At 65.0% G+C, this 23,962-nt stretch carries 21 protein-coding genes and 1 tRNA gene; 2 read left to right on the top strand and 20 right to left on the bottom strand.

The features are described 5' to 3' along the window. Positions 1-109 precede the first annotated feature (109 nt). The 20 genes from J5251_RS10295 to J5251_RS10200 form a co-directional block, all read right to left on the bottom strand. Positions 110-1,492 (bottom strand): ABC transporter substrate-binding protein, encoded by a 1,383-nt coding sequence (locus J5251_RS10295; protein ID WP_208573896.1) that lies wholly within the window; start codon positions 1,490-1,492, stop codon positions 110-112. Positions 1,493-1,686: 194 nt separating this feature from the next. After that, positions 1,687-1,759, bottom strand: a tRNA-Leu gene (locus J5251_RS10290). Between the two features lie 86 nt (positions 1,760-1,845). Next, positions 1,846-2,358 (bottom strand): GNAT family N-acetyltransferase, encoded by a 513-nt coding sequence (locus J5251_RS10285; RefSeq protein WP_208573895.1) that lies wholly within the window; start codon positions 2,356-2,358, stop codon positions 1,846-1,848. Positions 2,359-2,530: 172 nt separating this feature from the next. Then, a complete protein-coding gene (locus J5251_RS10280) occupies positions 2,531-3,967 on the bottom strand; it encodes an NAD(P)/FAD-dependent oxidoreductase (protein ID WP_139007311.1) in 1,437 nt (478 codons plus the stop codon). 102 nt (positions 3,968-4,069) lie between these two features. Next, a complete protein-coding gene (locus J5251_RS10275) occupies positions 4,070-5,575 on the bottom strand; it encodes a S8 family serine peptidase (RefSeq protein WP_208573894.1) in 1,506 nt (501 codons plus the stop codon). 110 nt (positions 5,576-5,685) lie between these two features. Further along, positions 5,686-6,630 (bottom strand): Ppx/GppA phosphatase family protein, encoded by a 945-nt coding sequence (locus J5251_RS10270; RefSeq protein ID WP_208573893.1) that lies wholly within the window; start codon positions 6,628-6,630, stop codon positions 5,686-5,688. Then, complete coding sequence (locus J5251_RS10265; RefSeq protein WP_139007314.1) at positions 6,627-7,316, bottom strand: DUF501 domain-containing protein; 690 nt, start codon at positions 7,314-7,316, stop codon at positions 6,627-6,629. The genes J5251_RS10270 and J5251_RS10265 overlap by 4 nt, the downstream gene beginning before the upstream one ends. A gap of 181 nt (positions 7,317-7,497) precedes the next feature. Then, positions 7,498-8,214, bottom strand: a complete 717-nt coding sequence (locus J5251_RS10260; RefSeq protein WP_244250616.1) for an FtsB family cell division protein — start codon at positions 8,212-8,214, stop codon at positions 7,498-7,500. A 179-nt stretch (positions 8,215-8,393) separates the two neighbouring features. Continuing rightward, positions 8,394-9,674, bottom strand: coding sequence for a phosphopyruvate hydratase (eno, locus tag J5251_RS10255; RefSeq protein ID WP_139007316.1), 1,281 nt, complete (start codon positions 9,672-9,674; stop codon positions 8,394-8,396). Between the two features lie 96 nt (positions 9,675-9,770). Next, positions 9,771-10,442 carry a MazG nucleotide pyrophosphohydrolase domain-containing protein gene (locus J5251_RS10250; protein WP_208573891.1) on the bottom strand — a complete coding sequence of 224 codons (672 nt, stop codon included), beginning with the start codon at positions 10,440-10,442 and terminating at the stop codon, positions 9,771-9,773. Positions 10,443-10,449: 7 nt separating this feature from the next. Beyond that, a complete protein-coding gene (locus J5251_RS10245; protein ID WP_139007318.1) occupies positions 10,450-11,595 on the bottom strand; it encodes an adenosine deaminase in 1,146 nt (381 codons plus the stop codon). A 79-nt stretch (positions 11,596-11,674) separates the two neighbouring features. After that, positions 11,675-12,373 carry a DedA family protein gene (locus J5251_RS10240; RefSeq protein WP_208573890.1) on the bottom strand — a complete coding sequence of 233 codons (699 nt, stop codon included), beginning with the start codon at positions 12,371-12,373 and terminating at the stop codon, positions 11,675-11,677. A gap of 374 nt (positions 12,374-12,747) precedes the next feature. Further along, entirely contained in the window at positions 12,748-14,034 is a 1,287-nt protein-coding gene (locus J5251_RS10235; protein ID WP_208573889.1) for a thymidine phosphorylase, read from the bottom strand. A gap of 30 nt (positions 14,035-14,064) precedes the next feature. Beyond that, positions 14,065-14,550, bottom strand: a complete 486-nt coding sequence (locus J5251_RS10230; RefSeq protein ID WP_139007325.1) for a cytidine deaminase — start codon at positions 14,548-14,550, stop codon at positions 14,065-14,067. A 10-nt stretch (positions 14,551-14,560) separates the two neighbouring features. Continuing rightward, entirely contained in the window at positions 14,561-15,850 is a 1,290-nt protein-coding gene (locus J5251_RS10225) for an ABC transporter permease (protein WP_208573888.1), read from the bottom strand. Then, positions 15,847-17,214, bottom strand: a complete 1,368-nt coding sequence (locus J5251_RS10220) for an ABC transporter permease (protein ID WP_139007322.1) — start codon at positions 17,212-17,214, stop codon at positions 15,847-15,849. Before J5251_RS10220 ends, J5251_RS10225 begins: the two co-directional genes overlap by 4 nt. After that, complete coding sequence (locus tag J5251_RS10215) at positions 17,211-18,764, bottom strand: ABC transporter ATP-binding protein (RefSeq protein ID WP_208573887.1); 1,554 nt, start codon at positions 18,762-18,764, stop codon at positions 17,211-17,213. The genes J5251_RS10220 and J5251_RS10215 overlap by 4 nt, the downstream gene beginning before the upstream one ends. 154 nt (positions 18,765-18,918) lie before the next feature. Next, positions 18,919-20,025 (bottom strand): BMP family lipoprotein, encoded by a 1,107-nt coding sequence (locus J5251_RS10210; RefSeq protein WP_240793278.1) that lies wholly within the window; start codon positions 20,023-20,025, stop codon positions 18,919-18,921. A gap of 240 nt (positions 20,026-20,265) precedes the next feature. Further along, a complete protein-coding gene (locus tag J5251_RS10205; protein WP_240793281.1) occupies positions 20,266-21,444 on the bottom strand; it encodes an amidohydrolase in 1,179 nt (392 codons plus the stop codon). Positions 21,445-21,549: 105 nt separating this feature from the next. Further along, positions 21,550-22,698: a mannose-1-phosphate guanylyltransferase gene (locus tag J5251_RS10200; RefSeq protein WP_208573886.1), complete on the bottom strand. Its 1,149-nt coding sequence runs from the start codon at positions 22,696-22,698 to the stop codon at positions 21,550-21,552. 355 nt (positions 22,699-23,053) lie between these two features. On the opposite strand from J5251_RS10200, the gene sdhC reads away from it, so the two are divergent. Together sdhC and J5251_RS10190 are read left to right on the top strand one after the other, a co-directional pair. After that, the gene (gene sdhC / locus J5251_RS10195) at positions 23,054-23,437 is read left to right on the top strand and encodes a succinate dehydrogenase, cytochrome b556 subunit (protein WP_139006899.1); all 384 of its coding nucleotides are present in this window, start codon (positions 23,054-23,056) and stop codon (positions 23,435-23,437) included. A 2-nt stretch (positions 23,438-23,439) separates the two neighbouring features. Next, positions 23,440-23,910 (top strand): succinate dehydrogenase hydrophobic membrane anchor subunit, encoded by a 471-nt coding sequence (locus J5251_RS10190; RefSeq protein WP_139006898.1) that lies wholly within the window; start codon positions 23,440-23,442, stop codon positions 23,908-23,910. Positions 23,911-23,962: the final 52 nt, after the last annotated feature.

The following is a 23,962-nucleotide window of genomic DNA, read 5'->3' as shown; positions in this document are numbered from 1 at the left end:
GGCCCTAGGTCTAGCCTCATGGACCCGGGCCCCGCACGCGAGGAAGCCCCCGCCAAGAGCGGGGGCTTCCTGCGTCAGTGCGAGTGACTGCGAGTGACGTTGTTCTATTTTATAGCTGGCCAAACTCCTCGCGCATCGGCTGCGGCCGGTTCTCAGCGTCGTATTCGTAGATACCGACGTAAGCTTCGGTCGGATCGCCGTTTTCATCGAAGGAGATCGGGCCGGAGATGCCGTCGTAGTCGATATCGGCACCCTCGCGGAGCAGGGTCACGCAACCGGCGAAGTCGTAGCACTTCTCGCCGTCTCGGGACACCGACTGCATTTCTCCGGCGATGTCTTCGCCCTTGGTGCTCCCAGCAGCTTCGGCGGCCAAAGCCACGAGGTTCACGGCATCGTAGGATTCACCGGCATAGGCGTAGGAAGTCAGTCCGTCATCGATCTCCGCGAGAGAGGTCTTGAACTCGTCCTTTGCAAAGGTGCCGGGAATGGTGCCTTGTGCGCCTTCCATAGCGCCCGGGTCCAGATCCTCGCTCAGGTCGGCGGTGTTGCCGTCTACCAGGAACAACTGATCCGGAGTGATGCCCTTGGCCAGCAGAAGCGGGGCAATGGATTTCACCTGATCAAACGTAATCAACGCGATGGCATCCGGGTTCGCCGCTGCGACGGCGTCAACCTGCGAGCTGAACTGCGAATCGCCCTCGTTGAACATTTCCGTAGCGACGATCTGGCCGCCAGCGCCTTCAAACGCGGTCTTTACGTTATCCCGCAAGCCCGTGCCGTAGGCGTCGTTCAGGACGATCATACCCAGCGTCTGAGCTCCACAGGAGACCATGTAGCTGCCCAAAGTACGGCCCTGGAGCACGTCCGAGGGGGCTGTACGCCAGTACAGGTTATTGTCGTCCCAGTCAGTGAAGTCCGGCGAGGTATTCGCCGGCGAGATCTGCAAGACGCCAGCCCCGGTGATCTGGTTGATTACGGTCTTCGAAACGCCAGAGGATGCTGCACCGACAATGGCGTTGACGTCCTGGCCAAGCAGTGCGGACACGGATTGGGTGGCGATATCCGTGGTGGTGTCGCCCGAATCCCGGTGCACGACGTCGACGTCTTCACCGAGAACGCCGCCTGCCTCATTAATCTGCTTGATGGCCAGATCAACGCCGGCAATTTCGGGCGGGCCAAGGTAGGCCAGCGCGCCCGTGGTGGGCAGCAGTGAGCCGATCTTCAGCGGTGTATCCGTGGACCCCTTTGTCTCCGGTACGGCTGCCGGATCCCCCTTGGTTCCGGTGGTCGGACCCGCGCCTTCGCCGCCCTCGGGGCAGACAAGCCCGGCGGCTGCGGGTGCAGAGCCGCCGTTTCTTTCGGTTTCGGTCGAAGTGCCGCCCCCACAGGCTGACGCGAACAGTGCGACGCCGAGACCGAGTGCCGCGAATCTGGCCGCGCGCGCGGTGTTACCGCCGGCGCCAAACAGCACTGCGTTACGTGTTGCAGTCATGAATTTTTTCTCCTCGATCCAAAGGTCCGCGAACCTTCGATGCGAATATCAGGGTTTCCTGATTAGAAGAAAAGCTAGTGCACAAATGGCCGAAAAATAAGACTATTCGGTTACATCCTTGTAACGCTCATCACAGTCGGGGTCTTTTGTCCCGAATGAACCCTTCCGGGACCATTGAGGAACGTGAGGAGTTGTACCCCCGGTGGGACTCGAACCCACACTGGATCGATTTTAAGTCGACTGTCTCTGCCATTGGACTACGGGGGCGTGCCGTGAAAATGCACCTCCTAAGCCTACTCGATACGCCCGCGCCAGGACGAGACGGGTACGAAGGCTTACAGCGGAGCGACGGGTTACAGCCGTGCGAACGGCTCCGCGTAGCGGAACGTTCCGGCAGGAACCTCGCTGCCACCAAGCGGCAGCGCCATAAAATAGTCTCCCCATTTCGAGTCGGGCGCTTGGATCCCGAGCTCGGAGGCCGGCCGGTAACCGAATCTCGGGTAGTAGGACGTGTGGCCAAGAAGCACGATCACTGACTCCCCCATCCCCTTGGCCCGGAGTCTGGTTTCCTCCAGTAGCGCCGCCCCGATTCCCTGCCGCTGACGTTCGGGCAGGACAGAAATCGGGCCCAATCCGAGCGCCGGCTGATGCCCGATAAAACCGCGCGTGGTGATGGAATGCCCGACAACCTTGCCCGCATCGACGGCAACGATCGAGAGCCCGGGCAGATAGCCGTCGCATTCGAACAACTCGTCCAGCAGTGCAACCTCGACCGGCGGGTTGGACCCTTCCTCGGAGGCGAAAGCACGGCCGGTCAATTCCAGGATCGCGGGCCTGTCGCTGATATGTTCGCTGCGAAGTTCCATCATTGCAGTCTAGATCCCCAGCCAACCATCGCCGTCCAAGCAGCCAACCAAGCTAACGACGGCGGGAGCCGGGGGTTCCGTACGAAACCCCGGCTCCCGCCGTCGTTAGGTCCTGCTGCCGCCGCCGTTCGACCCGGATTCCGGATCGTTAGCGGCGGAGGTTGGGCGCGTGTTAGCGCGAATCTGCAGGCGCCTGCTCGTCGGCCTTGTCTTCCGCCTTCTTTTCGGCTGGCTTCGGCTTTGGCGCCGGGGTTGCCGCCGTACGGAAGGCGCGGTACGGAGTTTCCAAGTCGGCGATCTCCGTGGTGTCGCGGCCCAGGACAGCGTTCAGCAGCCAGTCGGCGATAACGCGGATCTTGCGCTCGACGGTCGGCATGGCGAAGCCGTGGTAACCGCGGTGGGCGAGCCAAGCCAGCGGGCCCTTGAGCTTGACACCCATGACCTTCGCCACACCCTTGTTGATGCCGAAGCCAGCCACGGCACCAAGGTTCTTGTGCTTGTACTCCTCGACCTGGCCCACGCCCCAACGCTCGGCGTAGATGTTCTTGGCCAGGTGCTTGGCCTGGCGCACGGCGTGCTGGGCGTTCGGCACGCAGAAGCCGCCCACCCCGCCGCCGGTCAAGTCCGGCACGGCCGCGACGTCGCCGGCAGTCCAGGCGCCTTCAACCGGCTTGCCGTCCGCGTCGATGATCCGCAGTTCCGCATTGGCCTTTACCCGGCCGCGCTCATCCAGCTCGAAGCCGAAGTTGCGCACGACGGGGTTCGCCTGAACGCCGGCCGTCCACAGCAGGGTGTCCGTTTCGAAAGACTGCGCCGGGGTCTTGTCCGGCATGTTGATGAGATCCAGCTTGCCGTCCACGGCGGAGGCGAGGGAAGTGTTCAGCAGCACCTCGATGCCGCGGGAGCGCATGTGCTCCACGACCCATTCGGCCTGGTGTTCAGTAACCTCGGGCATGATGCGGCCCATGGCTTCTACCAGCACAAAGCGCAGGTCAGAGCGCTTCAGGCGCGGGTTGTGCTCCGCAGCGTGGCGCGCCATGTCCTCGATCTCGGTCATGGCCTCGATGCCGGCGAATCCGCCGCCAACACAGACGAAGGTCAGCGCGCGCTTCTTCTCCGGGCCGTCCGGCATGATGGAGCCGGCTTCGATCCGTTCCAGGACGGTGTTGCGCAATTCCAGCGCTTCTTCAATGGTCTTCAGCCCGATGCCCTCTTCGGCGAGGCCCGGAATGGGGAAGGTACGGGTCACCGCACCGGCGGCAATCACGACGTCGCGGTAGGGAACATTGAAGCTGACTTCGCCGTCTTCGGATTCAACCACGGCGGTCTTGTTGGCATGGTCGATCGAGGTCACGCGGCCGGTGATGACTTCGGTCTGCTTCAGGTGCATGCGGTGGGAAACCACGGCATGGCGGGACTCGATGGAGCCGGCAGCAACCTCCGGCAGGAACGGCTGGTAAGTCATGTAGGGCAGCGGATCCACCAGGGTCACGATGCCGCCGTGGGCCTTAACCTTCTTCTGGAGCTTAAGGGCCACATAAAGGCCGACGTAGCCACCGCCGACTACGAGGACGCGAGGACGGTCTGAAAGAGCAGGAGTGTATGCCATACGCAATAGTGTAAACCCTTTTGTGAAAGTTTTCACTAAGTAGCCGGCGCAGGCGCGGAACCGCGTGATGCAGGCGCTGCACGCGGTCAGGCTCCCCTCTGGTCAGCGGTTCTGCGGACCGCTGCCTTTGCCGGTTCCCTGGCCCACGCTCTTGCCCGATTCCTTGAGCAGCGGCTCGCGGATCGGCGGCAGGAAACCCGTGTCTTCGCCGTCGTCGGCCCCACCCTGTTCAGCTGCTGCCACCTGACGGGCGCGCAGCGTCTGCTGGACGCCGAGGCCGATGACCAGGATAAACACGAGGCTGAACCCGATCACGATCACCGCGGGAAGCACGTCCCCTTCAAGCCGCGGCGCCTCTGCCACCGGAGTGGTGGGCTCGGGCACGGCTGGTTCTTCCTCCACCCGGTTGGCGGGGGCCTTGGTTTCAGGTGGGGCCACCTGTCCCCTGCGGTGCACGGTGATCCACTGGGCGATCGAACCCACCGGATTCGCGCCGACAACCGCCACGTCCGCGGTCAGGGCCGCTTCGGCGTCGAGAATTCCGAAACCGTAGATCGGGTCATGACCCGGCACGCCCGCGTCTTTGGCCGTGGAGATGATGCGGTTGACCACCTGCGCCGCACTCATCTCCGGGTACTCGGCACGGATGAGCGCCGCAACGCCAGAGACCAGCGGGGTGGCACCGGAAGTGCCGGACCAGTCAGCGTAGAGGCCGTCGGGCAGGCCGCCCACCAGGTCCTCGGCGGGGGCTGCCACGCCAATCACGATGCTCTGTGCCGAGGCGCCTTCGCTCGCTTCGCCTTCGCGGTTCAGCCCGGCGACCGTCAGCACACCGGGAATGGTGGCGGGGGCGCCGGACTGCTCTGTTCCGCCGGCGCGGTTGCCCGCAGCGGCCACAATAACGACGTCGTTCTGCTCGGCATAAAGGAACGCTTCGTCCCAGTTTTCCGGCCAGGACGTGCTGGAGCTTGTCAGCGACATGTTGATGACCTTGGCACCGTTGTCCACGGCCCACTTCACCGCAGCGGGGATCTGTTCTTCAATGCTCACACCCGCCGGATTCGGCGAGCCGAGCCAAGTGGAGACGGTCAGCAGGTCGGCCTTGGGCGCCACCCCGATAACGCCGTCGGTACCGGCGCCGATGCCCTGGTCCTTGGGCTCGGGCGCCTTCTCGTCGTCGTCCTTCTTGTCTTTGTCCTTGTCGCCTGCTTCCTTGTCCGCATCCTTCTCTTCGGATGCGTGGCCGCGGCCGGCCAGCAAGGTGGCAACGAGGGTGCCGTGTTCAGTAGTCTGGCCGATGCCGCGCTGCCCGTTGGGTGAACCGGCGCCGGAAACATCCGTACCGCCGACGACGGCGCCCTTGAGATCCGGGTGGCTGGCGTCCACGCCGCTGTCGATGACGGCGACCTTGACGCCTTCGCCCTGCGAAGTCTTCCAGGCCTCGCGGATGCCGTAGGAGTCCAGCCAGTACTGCTTGTCCCGGGTGGCATCGGCCATCGCCGCCGGGGCGAAGACTGTGCCGCCTACCAAGGCCAGCACGGAGACCACAGAGAGTGCGGCGGCTCGGACCGTGGCCCGACTGCCCGGTCTTCCGGCCCTGCTGTGCATGCGTGTCCTCTTTCCTGGGTTCCCCGGTGTCCTGCCAGTCCCCTTTACGGGGGCATGGCGGACTATCCTACCGTTGATCGGACCGGCGGCCCTTGTCGGTTACTTCGTGCTTACCCGCGGGCGGCGCTCATGGCGATGCCGTCGAGGATATCGTGCTCGCTGGCGGTGGCCCCGTTGACCCTGCCGGCGGTCAGTTCATTGACACGATTGTTAATGGTGCGCCAGATCAGTGCCCCGGCGCCAATCACGTCCACCCGGCCCGGATGCATGTAGGGCAGCGCGGCGCGTTCAGCGCGCGACATGGACAGCAGCGACGTGCAGGCGGCGGCGGTTTTGGCCGTATCCAGCTCCGCACCGTGGATGGTGTTGGGCTGATATTCGGTCAGCCCAAGGGCATGGGCCGTCACTGTGGTGATGGACCCGGCCACGCCGACCAGCCGGTCCGTGTCAGCGAGCGGGACGTCCGCCAGCACAGCATCGATGTAGGCGTTGATGTCCGTTTCCGCGGCGGCGATTTCGACGGCGGTCGGTGGATCCGATTGGAGGTGCCGTTCGGTAAAGCGCACGCAGCCCATGTCCGTGCTCAAAGCGGCCTGGACTCCCTCGGACGTGCCGAGGACGAACTCGGTGCTGCCGCCGCCCAGATCGACCACCAGCACCTTCTTCCCCGGTGCCGTGGCCAGCACGCTTGCCGCACCGGTGAAGGACAATTCGGCTTCCTCGGCGCCGGTGACGACTTCCGGTTCCACTCCGAGGCGCTCCCGGATCCCGTCGACAAAGACCTGCCGGTTGCCGGCGTCACGGGTGGCGGACGTGGCTACGAAGCGCAGGCGCTCGGCACCGTGCTCCTGCAACAGGCCCGCATATTCCTCCGCCGCGGCGAAAGTACGTGCAAGGGCTTCCTTGGCGAGCATGCCGGTGGCGTCGACGCCCTGGCCAAGCCGGACCACCTTCATCAGGCGCACCACGTCGGTCAGCACGCCGTCGTCGTCGATATCGGCAATCAGCAGGCGGATGGAGTTCGTTCCGCAGTCAATGGCACCTACGCGGCTCATCGGGCTCCTTCTTCCTGATCCGGCGCGCCGTGTTCGCCCGCCGGTTCCTCTTCGGCAGCACGACGGCGTTCGGCCTTCTTGGCCTCGAGCTCTTCCGGGCTGAGGCCCTGGGTCTTGGTGTGGCGGCTCAGGTCCCTTGAGGGGGCCGGAGCCGCGACGTCCCAAGCGCCGTCGCAATAGCAACGGTCCTTGGTCCACCATTCGGCGATCCCGTCCAGAGCCTCGTCGCCCAGCGGGTTCACGCCCGGGCCGACGGCCAGCGAATGGCCCACCAGCACGTGCAAGCACTTGACCCGCGTCGGCATGCCGCCGGCGGAGACACCGGCAATCTCGGGAACAGACCCGACGCCTGTGCGGGCGCCGATTTCATCGCGGACGCGCAGATAGTCCTCGTGCGCTTCGCGGTAGGCGGCAGCCAGTTCCGGATCGTGTTCGAGCCGTTCGGTCATTTCGGTCATGACACCCGCGGCCTCGAGCCGGGACACTGCCGAGGTGATGATCGGATGGGTCAGGTAGAACGTCGTGGGGAACGGGATGCCGTTGCCCAGCCGCGGCGCGGTGGTGGCCACCAGGGGGTTGCCGCAGACACAACGCGCTCCTATTTCCACCACGTCACGCACAGGCCGGCCGAGCTGCCGGCTGAGGGTCTCCAGATCCTGGGGCGTGGGTGTGCGCGGGTCTTCCATGGCGCGGTCCTTCCTGACTGTGCGGACATGCTGGTGCGGGCTGTTTGGTGCGGCGGGCGGGCAGACAGACCGGGCCGGCTTGAATGCTGCCCCGGCTTCCCGACCATGTCCTGTCCCGATGCGGACGACGCTTCGGCGCTGCCTCGGTTCCGTCGGCCGCCGCTGCAGCCGGGCAGACCGGCTATTCCGCTGGTTTCCCGGCCTGTTTGTCCGGCTTTTCCTCGGCCTTTTCTGCGTTCTCTTCCGCCGGCACGTCGGTAGCTGCCCGCTTCACCGAGTCCCACAACGCGTCCACCCACGGCAGGTTGGACGGCGCCGCCACGGACGCATGCTCCTCGGATTCGCTCAGCCCCTCGGTCCCGGTCACCAGATAACGTGTCTCACCCGGCATTACATAGAATATGCGATCGCGGGCCTGTTGTTTGATGTACTCAGGGTCTTCCCAGCGTGCCAGCTCCCGCTCCAGCTTGCTCTGGGTCTTCTGCTCGGCTGCAATTTCGCGTTCCAGCGCGGCGATTTCGGAGCGTTGCTCGATGAAGATCCGCACCGACGGGGCCAGCAGAATGGTGATCGTCACCAGCACGACGGCGAGGGCCAGCATACGTCCGGAGAAACCCCTTGCCGGAACCGGCGTGCTTCCGGTGCCGTCACCGCCGTCCTCCGGCCGATCCTGCGGCGTCGTCCTGCTGATGATGGGTTGCCGGATGGCGCCGGACAGCTCGCGACGTTCGGCTGCACGGGCTTCCGACGGCGACGGCTTCTTTTTGGGGCCTTCGGCTTTGGCTCCGTGGGACTTCGCCTCGGAGCCGCCGAAGTCTGCACGGATGACCTTCGCTTCGGACGGGGCGCTTTGATGCCCCGCTGCACCGCTGTTGGTCCGTCCTGCATTCCCGGACATGGAACCACCCGGCACCCCTGAACCGGAACCTGTTTGCACAGGCCCGTTGCCACTGGCCGGGCGGCCGGCACGTGGCACTCTGGGGCGTCGGGTGGCCATGGAACTCCTAAATCATTCGTCGTCGGGAGGAAATGAGGTTATCAGTCCCCGCTTAAGACGATACAGATTCAGGGGCAGGTTCAGGCTTTGAAACGCGGGAAAGCGCCGGCACCTGCGTAGCGCGCGGCGTCGTCGAGCTCTTCTTCGATGCGCAGCAGCTGGTTGTACTTGGCCACACGCTCGGATCGGGCCGGGGCACCGGTCTTGATCTGGCCCGCGTTGGTGGCCACCGCGATATCCGCAATGGAGGTGTCCTCGGTCTCGCCGGAGCGGTGCGAGGTGATGGTGGTGTAGCCATTGCGCTGTGCCAGCGAGACGGCTTCCAGGGTCTCCGTGAGGGAACCGATCTGGTTGACCTTGACCAGCAGCGAGTTCGCGGTGTTGGCGTCGATACCCTGCTGCAGGCGCTCGGGGTTGGTGACGAAGAGGTCGTCGCCCACCAGCTGCACCTTGTCGCCAATTTCGGCCGTGAGGGTGGCCCAGCCTTCCCAGTCGTCCTCGTCCAGCGGGTCCTCGATGGAGACCAGCGGGTAGTCGGCCACGAGCTGCTTGTAGTACTCGCTCATCTCGGCCGCGGTCAGGGACTTGCCCTCGAACTGGTAGGCGCCGTCGGAGTAGAACTCGGAGGAGGCGACGTCCAGAGCCAGTGCGATTTCCTTGCCCGGAGTGTAGCCGGCCTTGTTGATCGCCTCGGTGATCAGGTCCAGCGCGGCGCGGTTGCTCGGCAGATTGGGGGCGAATCCGCCCTCATCGCCCAGTCCGGTGGACAGGCCCTTGTCCTTCAGCACGGTCTTGAGGCTGTGGTAGACCTCGACGCCCCAGCGCAGGCCTTCGGAGAAGGTGGCGGCACCCAGGGGCACAACCATGAATTCCTGGATGTCGACGTCGGAGTCGGCGTGGGAGCCGCCGTTGAGGATGTTCATCAGCGGAACGGGCAGCACGTGCGCGTTCGGTCCGCCCAGGTACTTGTACAGCGGCAGGTTGGCCGACTCGGCGGCAGCGTTGGCCACGGCCAGCGAAACGCCCAGGATCGCGTTGGCGCCCAGGTTGGACTTGTTGGAAGTGCCGTCCAGGTCGATCATGGTCTGGTCGATCAGGCGCTGGTCGGTCGCATCGCGGCCTACCAGGGCGGGCTGGATGGTGTCGAGCACCGCGTTGACGGCCTGGCTGACGCCCTTGCCCAAGTAGCGGTTCTTCTCGCCGTCGCGGCGCTCGGCCGCTTCGAACGCACCGGTGGATGCCCCGGACGGGACAGCAGCGCGGCCCATGGAGCCGTCCGAGAGCAAGACCTCAACCTCAACCGTGGGATTGCCGCGGGAATCAAGGATTTCACGCGCGTGGATGGCATCAATAAGCGCCATTGATTGCTCCTGTTCATTGGAACGAAAGATGAAACTCTTTACAACAGGCCGCCGGACAGCGCTGTCGGTCTAAGCGTAATCGAGAACGAGGCGTGCTTATGCGCCCGTTACGCTGCGTTGAAACCGGCGGACCGCGCCCCGCAACGCCTGCTCCGCGTCCAGGCCTGCGGCCGAGGCTTGGCGGACGACGGCGAGCAGCAGGTCTCCGAGTTCGGTTTCCGACGCCGGTGGCCGGCTACCTGCCTCGAAGCTTCCCGGCTGCTGGTCCACCGGAAAGCCCGCGCGCCTGGCGCGGTCGATCGACTTCGCCGCCAGGGTCAGTGCGGGCAAGGTCGGCGGGATGCCGTCGAACGGGCTATCCCGTTCGGGGCGCTCACCTTGCTTCACCGCATCGTAGCTGGCGACGATCTCCTCGATGCTTCCGGGGAACGACTCCTGCAGCGAACCATCGGGCTTGAACACATGCCGGTTCCGGCGGACCAGCTTTGCGCTCAGGTACTCGGCCACATCCTCGAAGTTGAAGTTGCCGGCCTCCTCCTGGATCCGGGCATGCAGCAGCACCTGGAAGAGGACGTCGGCCAGTTCGCCTTTGAGTTCGGCGGCTCCAGTGCCCGGCCCGGCCTCGATGACCTCGGCCAGCTCGTGGGACTCCTCGATCAGGTACTCAACCAAGGACTCGTGGGTGAGCGCAGCTGTCCACAAGCAATGCTCGCGCAACTGCGCCACCACCTGCACAAGCCGGCCGACCGCCGTCGTGCTTTCAGCCATGGCAGGTTCAGCCTTGGTAGGCCCTGAATCCTTCGGCGATGTACTCGACGAGCGCTTCACGCTCTTCCAACGGCAGGAAGGCTGCTTCCGCCGCGTTGAGCGTGATTTCGAGGAGGTCATCGAGGTCATAGTCGAAGGTTTCGACCAGCAGTTCGTACTCGTCCGTCAGCGTAACGCCGCTCATCAAACGGTTGTCGGCGTTGATCGTGACCTTGAAGCCGGTCTGGTAGAGCAGGTCGAACGGGTGGTTTTCGATGCCCTCGCCAAAGGGCGCGGTGGCACCGGTCTGGAGGTTCGAGGACGGGCTGCATTCCAGCGCGATGCCCCGGTCCCGAACCCAGGCGGCAACGCGGCCCAGCGTGACGAGGCCCAGGTCGGCGTCGTTCTCTTCGTTCGGCGTGAAGTCCACCTGGATGTCCTCAGCGATGCGCACGCCGTGGCCCAGGCGCAGGGCGCGGCCGCTGACCAGGGCGTCGATGATGCTGTCCAGCCCGGCGGCCTCGCCGGCGTGGATGGTGACCGGGAACTGGTTTTCGGCCAGGTAGGTGAAGGCATCCTTGAACCGGTAGGGGGGAAAGCCGTCCTCGGCTCCGGCGATGTCGAAGCCGACGGCACCCTTGTCCCGGTGCCGGATGGCGAGCTCGGCGATTTCCTGGCCGCGGTCCGCGTGGCGCATCGCTGTAATCAGCTGACCGACCTGGATGGGGCGGCCGCTGGCCTCGACCGCGTCCACGCCTGCTTCAAGCCCGGCCTGGACGGCTTCGACTGCCTCGTCCAGGGTCAGCCCCTTGGTGAGGTGCTGCTCCGGTGCCCAGCGCACCTCGCCGTACACCACGCCGTCGTCCGCCAGATCCTCGACGAACTCCTTGGCGACCCGGTGCAGGCCTTCCTTGGTCTGCATCACGGCCACGGTGTGGTCGAACGTTTCCAGATAGCGGACCAGCGAGCCGGAGTCCGCGGATTCCCGGAACCATTCGCCCAGGGCGACGGGGTCGGTGGACGGCAGCTGGTGGCCGATTTCGGCGGCCAGCTCGATGATTGTCCCGGGGCGGAGACCGCCGTCGAGATGGTCGTGCAGCGAAACCTTGGGCAGGCTGCGGATATCAATGTCGACGTCGGCGGCAGGGTCAGCAGTGTAATTAGGCTCAGTCACAGGCACCACCTTACGTGAGACATCCGAACGGATGCACGCCTCGGCGGCCGTTGTGCAGAGGTCGTGGAAAACGGGGTGTTCAGTGCGAGACCGGGGTGCCGGTGCGCGGGTGAGCGCTCTTGGAGGCGTCTGCTGTATCTTCCGTGGCGGAGGCGGTGTCCTGCGCCTCGTGGCTCTTGCGCACCTTGCGCTTGTAGAGCAGTTTCAGGCCATGGTCCACGACGAGACCCATGGCCAGGGCGATGACGATGGCCAGGCCGGCGGCCAGCAGGCTGTGGTCGTGGAACCACTGGCCGGCGAGGGCGCCGATGCCTACGGAATAGAGCGACCAGGAGATGCCGGCAATGATGCTGAAGAAGACGAACCTGCGCTGGTGGAAGCCTGTTGCGCCGGCGGTCATGTTGACGGCGACACGGCCGATGGGAATGTAGCGGGCGCTGAGGATCAGCAGGGCTCCGCGCCGGTCGAGTTCCTTCCGCGCCCAGGCGAAGGCGGATGCGACGCGCGGCCGCTGCATCCACTTGAAGCGGTTCGAGCCGATACGCCGGCCGATCAAATACGCAATGTTGTCCCCCGCCATGGCGCCGGCGGCGGCGATGGCGATGATCAGCCAGATGTTCGGCACGCCCGCGGAAACGGCCAGCGCGGCCAGGGCAACCACCACGGATTCGCTCGGCACCGGCGGGAAAATTCCGTCAATCAGGCAGAGCGCGAAAAGCAGCGGATACACCCACCATTGGGCGGCCGCATCGATGATGAAGACGTTAAGAGCGTCCATAAAAGCCTGCACGTGAAAGATCCTGTTCGCCGGTTGGTTATTCCAACGATGTCACGTTGCAATAAGTGCCGCTATGGGGTGTTGCCCTGATCAACCCCCTGGGACAACGGTACGGGCCCGCGACCCTGCACGCACCATCCCCGCGTCCATAACGGCAGGTTCTGCGCTGCTGATCACCGCGGCTGCCTCACCCCCCGGTCGAGACAGCCGCGGCTCCGCCACTCCCCCCGGGCGCCGGTATGGCAACAATTATCCTCGCGGCTTGGCAGCTGCGGAAGAGGTTTGTCCATCCGATGTAGTTATCCTCACCCCAGTTTCCGCGCACTGGGGTAGGTGCAGCCTAGAGCGCGTCCGCTCAGGGCCGGCCTGCGGGTTCAGGCGATGCGGTCGGTGACCAGTTGCTGGGCGGGCCTGTCCCCTTCGGGACCGATAACGACGGCGTCTGCCAGCGCCTCCTTCGCCCGGTCGAATTTTTCCGGGATGTCCGTCAGCAGGGTCATGAGCGGCTCGCCCGCCCGGACCAGCGCTCCCGGTTTCGCATGCATCCGCACTCCGGCACCGGCCTGGACCGGGTCTTCCTTGCGGGCGCGGCCGGCGCCCAGTCGCCAAGCGGCGACGCCGACGGCGAGGGCATCCAGTTCCAGCAGAACGCCGTCCGCCGCCGCGTAGACCACTTCGGATTCCTTAGCGACCGGCAACGCGGCCCTCGGATCGCCGCCCTGCGCCTCGATCATGCGGTTCCAGACGTCCATCGCCCGCCCGTCCTTGAGCGCGGCGGCCGGGTCCGCGTCCGACACACCGGCAGCCTGCAACATTTCTTCGGCCAGCCGGATTGTCAGTTCTACCACGTCCTGGGGGCCGCCGCCGGCCAGCACCTCCACCGACTCCGCCACCTCGATAGCGTTGCCGGCGGTCAGCCCCAGCGGAGTCCTCATGTTGGTCAGCAAGGCCACCGTGTTCACGCCCGCATCCTTGCCCAGACCCACCATGGTTTCGGCCAGCTCGCGGGCCATGTCCTCGTCCTTCATGAACGCCCCGGAGCCGACCTTGACGTCCAGCACCAGCGAACCGGTGCCCTCGGCGATCTTTTTACTCATGATGGACGAGGCGATCAGCGGGATGGCCTCGACAGTGCCGGTGACATCGCGCAGGGCGTAGAGCTTCTTGTCCGCCGGGGCCAGGCCGGCGCCCGCGGCGCAGATCACCGCTCCCACATCGGCCAACTGGGCCATCATTTCGTCGTTGGACAGGTCCGCGCGCCAGCCGGGGATCGACTCCAGCTTGTCCAGGGTTCCGCCCGTGTGGCCGAGCCCGCGGCCGGAGAGCTGCGGGACGGCAACGCCGAAGACGGCGACCAGCGGGGCCAGCGGCAAAGTGATCTTGTCCCCCACGCCGCCGGTGGAGTGCTTGTCACTGGTCGCCTTGCCGAGCGAGGAGAAGTCCATCCTCTCGCCCGAGGCGATCATCGCCGTCGTCCATTGGGAGATTTCCTCGCGGCTCATGCCGTTGAGGAGGATGGCCATGTTCAAGGCGGACATCTGCTCGTCGGCAATGGCGCCGCGGGTGTAGGCATCGATGGTCCAGCTGATCTGCTCGGGACTCAGCGTGCCCTTGTCGCGTTTGATCCGGATGATGTCGACGGCGTCGAACTTCTCACTCACGTGGCTCTCCTTCTTTCAGCGTGCCAGGACTCAGCCCAGGTTTTCGGGACCGAAGGCGTCCGGCAGGACCTCTTCCATGGACTTGATGCCGGAAACGGTCATCAGCTGCATGCCAGGCGCCCGGAATTCGTGCAGCAGCTGGCGGCAGCGCCCACACGGCATAAGGATGTTGCCGGCGCCGTCAACGCAGCTGAACGCCACCAGCCGCCCGCCGCCGGACATATGCAGCGCGCTGACCAGAGAACATTCCGCGCACAACGTCAGTCCATACGAGGCGTTTTCCACGTTCGCCCCGGAGACAATCCGGCCGTCCTCGGTCAGGGCGGCCGCTCCCACCGGATACTTCGAGTAGGGCACATAGGCGTGCGCGGAGGCCGCGCGCGCCGCATCCTGCAGGCCCGCCCAGTCCACCTCGGCGCGGTCCGCGTGGGCGCGGCCTGCCTTGGCCCGGTCAGCCTGAGGCGACCCGCCATCGTTTGGTGACGTTCCGCCGTCGTTAGTTGTATTCGCGGGCATCTCCGTCATGTCAGCCCTTGATGTACGGCACGCCGTTGGCGGCCGGAGCCCGGGACCTGCCGACTAAGCCGGCAACGGCAAAGATGGTCACGATGTACGGCAGCATGGCCAGGAACTGGTTGGGTACCGGGGTGCCCAGGAAGCTGAGCACGTACTGCAGGTTGGTGGCGAAGCCGAACAGCAGGGCCGCGAAGAAGGCGCCGATCGGGTTCCAGCGGCCGAAGATCAACGCGGCGAGGGCAATGTAGCCCTGCCCTGCGGTCATGTCGCGGCCGAAACTGGAGACGGACACCAAGGTGAAGAACGCGCCGCCGAGTCCGGCCACCACACCGGCCAGGGACACGTTCATAAAGCGCATCCGGTTGACCTTGACGCCCAGGGTATCTGCCGCTTTAGGGTGCTCGCCGACCGCCCGCGTCCGCAGGCCCCACTTGGTGTGGAACAGGCCCACGTAGATCACCGCGACGGCGACGTACATCAGGTAGCCCACAATGGTTTGCTCGAACAGGATGGGTCCGATGATGGGAATGTCTGAGAGGAACGGAATGGAAATGACCGGCAGGCGCGGCGGGGAGTTCCAGGTTCCGGCATCGGCGCTGAGCACTGTGGAGAACAGGAAGCCGGTCAGGCCGGACACCAGCACGTTGAGCACCACGCCGACAATGACCTGGTTGACCAGATACTTGATGCTGAACACCGCCAGCACCAGCGAGACCAGGACACCACCGACGGCGGCGGCGAGCAGGCCGACAAAGGCGCTGCCGGACAGGGATCCCGCGACCGCCGCGGAGAACGCGCCGAAGAGCAGCTGTCCCTCAATCGCAATGTTGATCACGCCGGAGCGTTCACACAATACGCCCGAGAGCGAACCGAAGATCAACGGCACGGCCAGCGTCACGGATCCGGCCAGCAGACCATAGAGCGCCACGTTGGGAGTGCGCGCGCTGCCGACAATCCAGCTCAGGAACGCCGCCACAAAGACGACGGCGAAGACGGCGATCAGCCAGCCCGGGACCGGCCGTCCGGCCCGGACCTGCACGAAGGCCAGGGCGGCCGCGGCCAGCATGATGACCGCACCGATCCAGCCCATGACCGGGGCGAAGATGACAATCGGCGGGAGCACGATGGCATCCCCCGGGTCGGACAGGCGGAAGGTCACCTCGTTGCCGGGCGCCCCGATGGCGAAGACCAGCAGTGCGAAGACGGCCAGCACCGCCAGCGTGATCGGGGTCTTCCAACTCCGCACCGCGCCGGCGCGGGTGGTGCTCTGCTCGGGCGCGGTGGACACTGCCGTGCTCATGCTGAACCTCCGGTCGTGGCGGGCTTGCGGGATTTGGTTTCCTTGGGGCTCCTGGGCCCCTTGGTCTTGCCGGGTTCGGGCAGGTGGAACAGCGCCCTGACCAGCGGCGGGGCCGCGATGAAGAGCACGATCAGGGACTGGACCACCAGCACAATGTCGATGCTGGTCCCGGTGCTGATCTGCATGTCCACGCCGCCGGCCCGGAACGCGCCGAACAGCAGCCCGGCAAAGAACGTTCCCCACGGCGTCGAACGTCCCAGCAACGCCACGGTGATGGCGTCGAAGCCGAAGCTGGCTGCCACGCCGGAGGACAGGACCTTTTCGGTGCCGGCAACCTGGGCCACGCCGGCGAGTCCGGCCAGCGCCCCGGCAATCAGCATGACGACGACGTAGCCCTTGGTCACGCTGATGCCTGCGGTGCGCGCCGCCACGGGGTTCGCACCCACCGCGCGAAGTTCGAAGCCGATGATCGACCGCTTGAGCAGCCACCAGACGAACACCGTTGCCAGCAGCGCCACGATGAAGCCCCAGTGCAGCCGGAAGGCGTCGCCGAACAGCGGCGGGTACATGGCCGTTTCATCCAGCTGCGGGCTGATCGGGTTGGAGGACCCGGGCCGCTGGAAGGCGGGGGTGGTCAGGAGATAGGTGACCAGGTAGATCGCCACGTAGTTGAGCATGATGGTCAGGATGACCTCGTGCGCACCGGTCTTCGCCTTGAGCAGGCCCACCAGGCCGCCCCAGATCGCTCCGCCGATGATGCCGGCCACGATCACCAGCAGCAGGTGGATGCCCACCGGGAGGTGCAGGCTGAAGCCGACCCACGCTGCGAGCGTGGCACCGATGATGATCTGGCCCTGGGCACCGATGTTGAACAGGCCTGCACGGAAGGCCAGCGCCACGCCCAGGCCGGCGCAGATCAGCGGCGTCGCCACGGTCAGGGTCTGCATCAGCGGAGAGATCATCCGGGAGAAGGTCTCGCCCTCGAAGTCGAAGACGGACCCTTGGAAGAGCGCAAGGTAGGCCTCGGACGCGGCCGACCAGGCCGCCAGCAGCATGTCCTGCGGCCGTGCGAAGAAGTAGGAGGCTGTCTGCGCGACGTCCTCGTCCGTCAGGGCGATCAGGATTCCGCCTGCAATCAGCGAAAGCACGACGGCGAGCACGGCCACCAGGGCATCGCCGCTCATGATGCGCTGGACTACTGTCTGCGAGCTGGCTTCGGGGTGGAGGTCTCCGCTTTGCGCGGTGGCGGGTACGGGCGGCGGAGCAATCCGGCCGTCCTCTGTGTCGACCATGGCTTCAAGGCGTACCTCGGAGGCGTGCTCGTCGGTTTTCTTCCGGGCGTGCTTGTGCTCGTCCTCGCTCATTTGTCCCCGCTTTCAGGATCAGTGCGTGCCGGATCAGTGCCTTGCGCTTCTTCCGCGCCCATCCCCGCCATCATCAGGCCGAGCGTGTCACGCGAGGTGTTGCCGGGAACTATCCCCATCAGCCGCCCCTGGTACAACACGGCAATGCGGTCCGCCAACTCCAGAACTTCGTCCAGTTCCGTGGACACGATCATCACCGGCGTGCCCTGGTCGCGTTCGGCGACGATCCGCTTGTGCAGGAATTCGATCGAACCGACGTCGACGCCGCGGGTCGGCTGCGAGGCGATGAAGAGTTTGAGCGGCCGGGACAGCTCGCGGGCCATCACGACCTTCTGCTGGTTGCCGCCGGAGAGCGTGCCGGCGGCGGCAGTGGCCGATTGCGTGCGGACGTCGAACTCGGCGATCCGCTCGGCAGCGTTCGCCGCTACGAGCGCCGGCTTCATGGCAAGCCCTTTGGCGAACGGCGCTTGGTCGTAGCGGTTCAGAATCATGTTCTCGGCTACCGAGAAGGGACCGACCAGTCCCTCCACGCTGCGGTCCTCCGGCACAAAGCCCACGCCGGAGTTGATGATCTCCTTGGTACCGCGCCCCACCAGCTCCTTGCCCTCAAGTTGGATGGAACCGGACACGTGCTCCTGCAGGCCGAGGATGGCCTCGGTGAGTTCGGTCTGGCCGTTTCCTTGGACACCGGCGATGGCCAGGATCTCGCCCCGGGCGATCTGCAGGGAGATGTTATCCACCACCCGCTGGCCCGTCGGCGACGTCACGGTCAGGCCGTCAATGACAAAGGTTGCTTCGCCCGGCTGGGCGGGTGCCTTGTTAAGGGACAGGCTCACCGAGCGGCCCACCATCATGGAGGCCAGGTCCGTGGTGGAGGCGTTGGGATCCGCATCTCCGACCACCTTGCCGCGGCGGATGACCGTGATCAGGTCGGAGACGGCTTTGACCTCGCGGAGCTTGTGGGAAATGAAGACAATCGATTTACCATCCGACTTCAGCTGGGCGATGATTGCGAGCAGTTCGTCGGTTTCCTTCGGCGTCAGGACGGCCGTGGGCTCGTCGAGGATCAGCACCTCGGCGTCTCGGACCAGCGCCTTGATAATCTCGGCCCGCTGCTGGACACCGACCGGCAGGTCCTCCACCACGGCATCCGGGTCGACTTGGAAGCCGTACTGCTCCGAAATCTGCCGGATTTTGGTCCGGGTCTCGTCCAGGTTGAGGATCCCACCCGCTTTCGTCGCCTCGTTGCCCAGTGCGATATTCTCCGCCACGGTGAACACCGGTACCAGCATGAAGTGCTGGTGCACCATGCCGATGCCCGCTGCCATGGCATCGCCGGGGCCGTTGAAGTCAACCGGTTTGCCGTCGATCAGGATCTGCCCCTCGGTGGGTTCGTACAAACCGTAGAGGACGTTCATCAACGTGGATTTCCCTGCGCCGTTCTCGCCAAGCAGGCTGTGTACCTGTCCCGGTTCGACCACGAGGTCAATGTGGTCGTTGGCAACAAAGGAACCGAATTTCTTGGTAATTCCCTTTAGCTCGAGCTTCAAAACCCCAACCAACCTGTTCTTTGTAGGTGTCAGCGGAACGTTTTAGTGCAACGGGCGAACTGTCTACAGCCTAAACCGCTCGCACCGATTACAGAACGAACCGCCGCCCCATGCGGATGAACGCACGGAGGCGGCGGTCCGGCCGGTTCAGCTGCTACTTGGGGCTTGCCTCGGACTCAACGGTGATTTCGCCGGAGATGATGGATTCCTTGATGGTCTCCAGCTCCTGCTTCAGCTCATCCGGAACGTTGGCTTCCTGATCGTGGAACGGCGCCAGCGAGACACCCTCGTTTTCCAGTGTGCCGACGTACGGGGTGCTGTCGAAGTTGCCCTCGAGATCGGTCCGGAGAACGTCCTCGACGGAGGCAGCCATGCCCTTCATGACCGAGGTAAGGATGAATTCTTCGCCCTTGCCGGCGCTTTCGTAGCCGTCCGAGTCAACCCAGACGACCTTGGCTTCCTTGCCTGCTTCGTTGGCTTCGATCACGGCATCCAGAGTGCCCAGGCCCACCGGGCCGGCGACGGGCATGATGATGTCCGCGCCCTCGTTGATGAAGTTCTGGGTATTGGTCTTGCCCTTGCCCTGGTCTTCGAAGTTGCCGACGAAGGTACCGTTCTGCCGCTCCTTGTTCCAGCCGAGCAGCTGGACGTCCTCGCCCTTCTGCTCGTTGTAGTACTTCACGCCATCGGCAAAGCCGTCCATGAAAATCGTGACGGTGGGAATCTGGATGCCGCCGTACGTGGCGACCTTGCCGGTCTCGGTGACACCGGCGGCCAGGTAGCCGGCCATGAAGGCGGCCTGGGCCGTGTCGTAGACAATCGGCTTGACGTTGTCGGTGAACTCGGGATCCGAGTAGTCGACAATCGCGAAGTTGGTCTCGGGGTTATCAGCAGCGGCTTCCTTGGTCACATCGCCAAGCAGGAAGCCGACGGTCAGGACCATGTTGCAGCCGGACTGCACCATTTCGTCCACGTTCGGCACGAAGTCGGTTTCCGCCTGGGACTCCGCCTGCTGGATCTTGATGCCCAGATCCTCTTCGGCCATCTTCAGGCCTTCGTAACTGGACTGGTTGAAGGAACGGTCGTCGAAGCCACCGGAGTCGGAAACGATGCAGCCGAGGTAATCGGCTCCTTCCGCTCCCGGGCTGCCTTCGGTTTCGGCCGGAGGCGCGCCGCAGCCGGCGAGGACGAGGGCAGATGCGCCGAGCATGGCGGCGGACAGGCCGGTGCCGCGCTTGATGGTGCGCAGTGATTTCTTCAAGGTTCCTCCAAAAAAGAAAGATTGCCCCACTGCCGTAGACCACTGAGTGCATCAGGATCGTGTCCTGTCACCACTGGCGTCCGCGCGGCGGGCGCACCCGTCCTGCAGGTGCGTTACGAGCCTACAATAGTGGCCGCGAGCAGGGCAGAGTATCAATTTCCGGTGCTTGGCCGAACATTGTTGAAAATTTGTTACTTACCGGTATCGCCACAGGACAACGACGACGGCGGGGTCAGGCTGCTAGCCCTGGTCCTTGCCGCGGCAGGCCATGACGGCGGCTGCGGCCATGACGCGCACTCCTACGCCAATGGCGTGCTCATCCGGCGTGTAGTCGCCGCGGTGCAGGTCGAACGTCTCGCCGCCCTTCGTCCGCGTTCCCAGCCGCATCATGGCGCCGGGAACTTCCTGCGTCATCCACGCGAAGTCCTCACCGCCCATGGATTGCGGCGTGAGTATGACGGAACCGGGCCCAAGCTCCAGCCGTGCGGCGGCTTCGATCAAACCGGTTTCCCGCTCGGTGTTGATCACCGGAGGCACGCCGCGGATGTGTTCAAGCTTCACTTCGACGCCGAACGGTGCCGCCACCTGCGTGACCACCTCATCGAGCAACTCCCCCGCGGCATGCCAGGCCTCGCCGTCGAGACACCGCATGGTGCCGGCCATGAACCCGTGCGCGGGAATGGCGTTCGGCGCGGCGCCGGCGCGGATCTGGCCCCAGACCACGGAGACCGCGCTGCGCACGTCGATCCGGCGGCTGAGCACTGCCGGGACGTTGACGGCAATCTCGGCCAGCGCAAAGACCAGGTCCTCGGTCAGGTGCGGCCGCGAGGTGTGGCCGCCGCGTCCGGACAGCTCGATCCGGATGGTGTCCGACGCCGACGTGATCGCGCCGATCCGGGTGCCCACCTGGCCCACATCAACACGGGGGTCGCAGTGCAGGGCGAGGATGCGGGGAACATCCACCAGGACGCCCTGTTCAATCACGGCCAAGGCGCCGCCGGGCATGGTCTCCTCGGCGGGCTGGAAGATGACGCGCACCCGGCCGCCGAGCTCGCCCTCCATTTCCAGCTTGCACAGCACCAGGGCCACGCCGAGCATGACCGTGGTGTGGATGTCATGGCCGCACGCGTGGCTGATGCCCTTATTAACGGAGGCGTATTCCAGGCCGGTCTCTTCCAGGATCGGCAGCGCGTCGATGTCGGCACGCAGACCGATGGCAAGCGGCCCCTCGCCGATGTCCACGTACAGCCCGGTACCTTCGAGCGGCACCGGTTCCAGCCCTGCCTCCCGCAGCCGGGCAATGAGGTTGGCCGTCGTGCGGAACTCCTTGTGGGACAACTCCGGATGCTGGTGCAGATCCCGACGGAACTGCCGCAACCCGTCCACGAACGGGGCCGTCCACACACCTATGCGGGGAATGCTGTCCGAAGTCTCTGAAATAGTCTGCACAGACAAACTCTACCCAGTTGCCGCCGGAAGAGGCGTGTTCAACGTACCCGCGTTAAGCGGATCGAGCGGCCCGGCTCAAAGGACGTCGGTGTCGCCGCTGGCGCGGAGGGATTCGACGGCCTTCTTGACCTGCTGGGCGTGTTCCTTGGTGGTGATCAGCAGCGCGTCCGGGGTGTCCACCACCACGACGTCGTCAATGCCGATCAGCGCGATCACGCGCTTGGTATCGGAGACCACCATCCCGGTGGAGTTCTCCGCATACACCCGCGCACCCTCGCCGAGCACGGTCAGGTTGTTTGTCTCGGACGCGGCGTTCAGCCTGCCGATCGCGGCGAAGTCCCCCACATCGTCCCAGGAGAAGTCGCCCGGAATCATCGCCACGTCCCCGGCCGCGGCCGCCGGCTCCGCCACCGCGTAATCGATCGCGGTCTTCGGCAGCCCCGGCCACACCCGCCGCACCACGTCGCGGCGCTTGGGGGTATCCCAGGCCGCGCCGATCTCCATCAGCCCGGCGTAGAGCAGCGGCTCGTTCGTCTCCAGATGCTTGAGCAGCAGCTGAACCGGGGCCACGAACATGCCCGCGTTCCACGAATACCCGCCCTCGGCCAGGTACGCCTGCGCGGTGTCCGCGTCGGGCTTCTCCACGAACTCGGTCACCCCGAGCGCGTTCGGCGCCGAGCCGATGCCCAGGTTCCCGTTGGTGCGGATGTACCCGAACCCGGTCGAGGGGTGGGTGGGGGTGATCCCGATCGTGACGATGTAGCCCTCGGCCGCGGTATGGATCGCCTCGCGCACCGCGTCCTGGAACTTCTCCACCGGGTTGATCACCTGGTCCGCGGCGAAGGAACCCATGATGATCCGCGGATCCCGGTGGTACAGGATCGCCGCGGCCAAACCGATCGCAGCCGCCGAGTCCTTCGGCTCGGACTCCAGCACCAGGTTGTTCTTCGTCAGCTCCGGCAGCTGCGCCAGCACCGCCTTGCGGTGCGCGGTACCGGTGACCACCATGGTCCGGTCCCCGCACAACGGCTCCAGCCGCGAATACGTCGCCCGGATCAGCGTGGACCCGGACCCGGTCAAGTCATGCAGGAACTTCGGCGCCGCCGCCCGCGAGAGCGGCCACAACCGGGTCCCCACCCCGCCGGCCGGAATAACACCGTAAAAACGGCCCAGCACATTGTCTTCGTTGGCCGGGCCATTGCCCAGCGGCTTATCAGTAGTCATCACTTCAAAGGTAGACCAGTCAGGCGCCGGGTGTACTCATCCTGTGGAGGGATCTGGCGCATGCAGCTGTCAAGTGCCGTCCGCAGGATGAACGCCTGGCCGGAACGCTGCCGGCTGTTTGCGAGCCCGGGAATAGGGCACGTTTTAATGGCCTAAATGCCCGAATTTGCCCCTATTTCGCGCGGATCGGGCGTACATGACAGCCCCGCTGTTAAAAAGCTCACATGTCCATGTCTTCAAATTGAATAAGCCCTGAGCGAAGCCTAGATTAGTCTTGAACGAAGAGCGCTCTCGCATGGCGTAACTCTGCGTGGAAACCACGCTAGCGCCCTTGCGATGCAGGGAGGTTAATTCAGTGTCGAAGACACCAGCAGGCACCCTCTACCGCGGCCGAGAAGGCATGTGGTCATGGGTAGGACACCGCGTCACCGGCGTCGCAATTTTTTTCTTCCTCTTAGTACACGTACTGGACACCGCGCTGGTACGCGTATCGCCGGAGGCATACAACGTCGTTATAGCCACGTATAAGAACCCGTTCATGGCCCTTCTGGAAGCGGGGCTCGTAGCAGCCATCGTCTTCCACGCCTTCAACGGTTTGCGTGTCATCCTCGTGGACTTCTGGAAGAAGGGCCCGAAGTACCAGGCACAGCTGCTGTGGGGCGTTGTCGGGCTGTGGGTTCTCGTCATGGTTCCGTTCCTGATCCGTCACCTTACGCTCGCATTCACCGGGGGTCACTAATCATGGCAGTTACATCTGAAATCCAGGCACCGCGCTCCGGTCGCATTGCACCGAAGTACACCCGCCATGGCAGCTCCCGCGGCAACTTCGAAATGCTCGCATGGCTGTTCATGCGCGTTTCGGGCCTCGTGCTGGTTGTCCTGGTCTTCGGCCACCTGTTTGTGAACCTCATGGTCGGCGAGGGCGTCCACGCCATCGATTTCGGCTTCGTGGCCGGCAAGTGGGCCGACCCGTTCTGGCAGATCTGGGACCTGGCCATGCTGTGGCTGGCCATGCTGCACGGCACCAACGGTGTCCGCACCATCATCAACGACTACGCGGACAAGGACGGCACGCGCTTCTGGCTCAAGTCCGTTCTCTACGCGGCCACGGCCGTCATCATTGTGCTTGGCACCCTGGTGATCTTCACCTTCGATCCGTGCCCGCCGAACGCCGCTGCTGAACTGCTGCCTTCCTTCTGCCCCGCACCGTAGCCCGGTGCCGGCCGCCTCGGAAACGCGGCCGGCAGAACATCCAGCAGGGCGC

The organism is Arthrobacter crystallopoietes, assembly GCF_017603825.1.
GTDB lineage: Bacteria > Actinomycetota > Actinomycetes > Actinomycetales > Micrococcaceae > Crystallibacter > Crystallibacter crystallopoietes_B.
The sequence above is the reverse complement of the archived record's forward strand: the minus strand, read 5'-3'. Positions and strand labels throughout refer to the sequence as shown.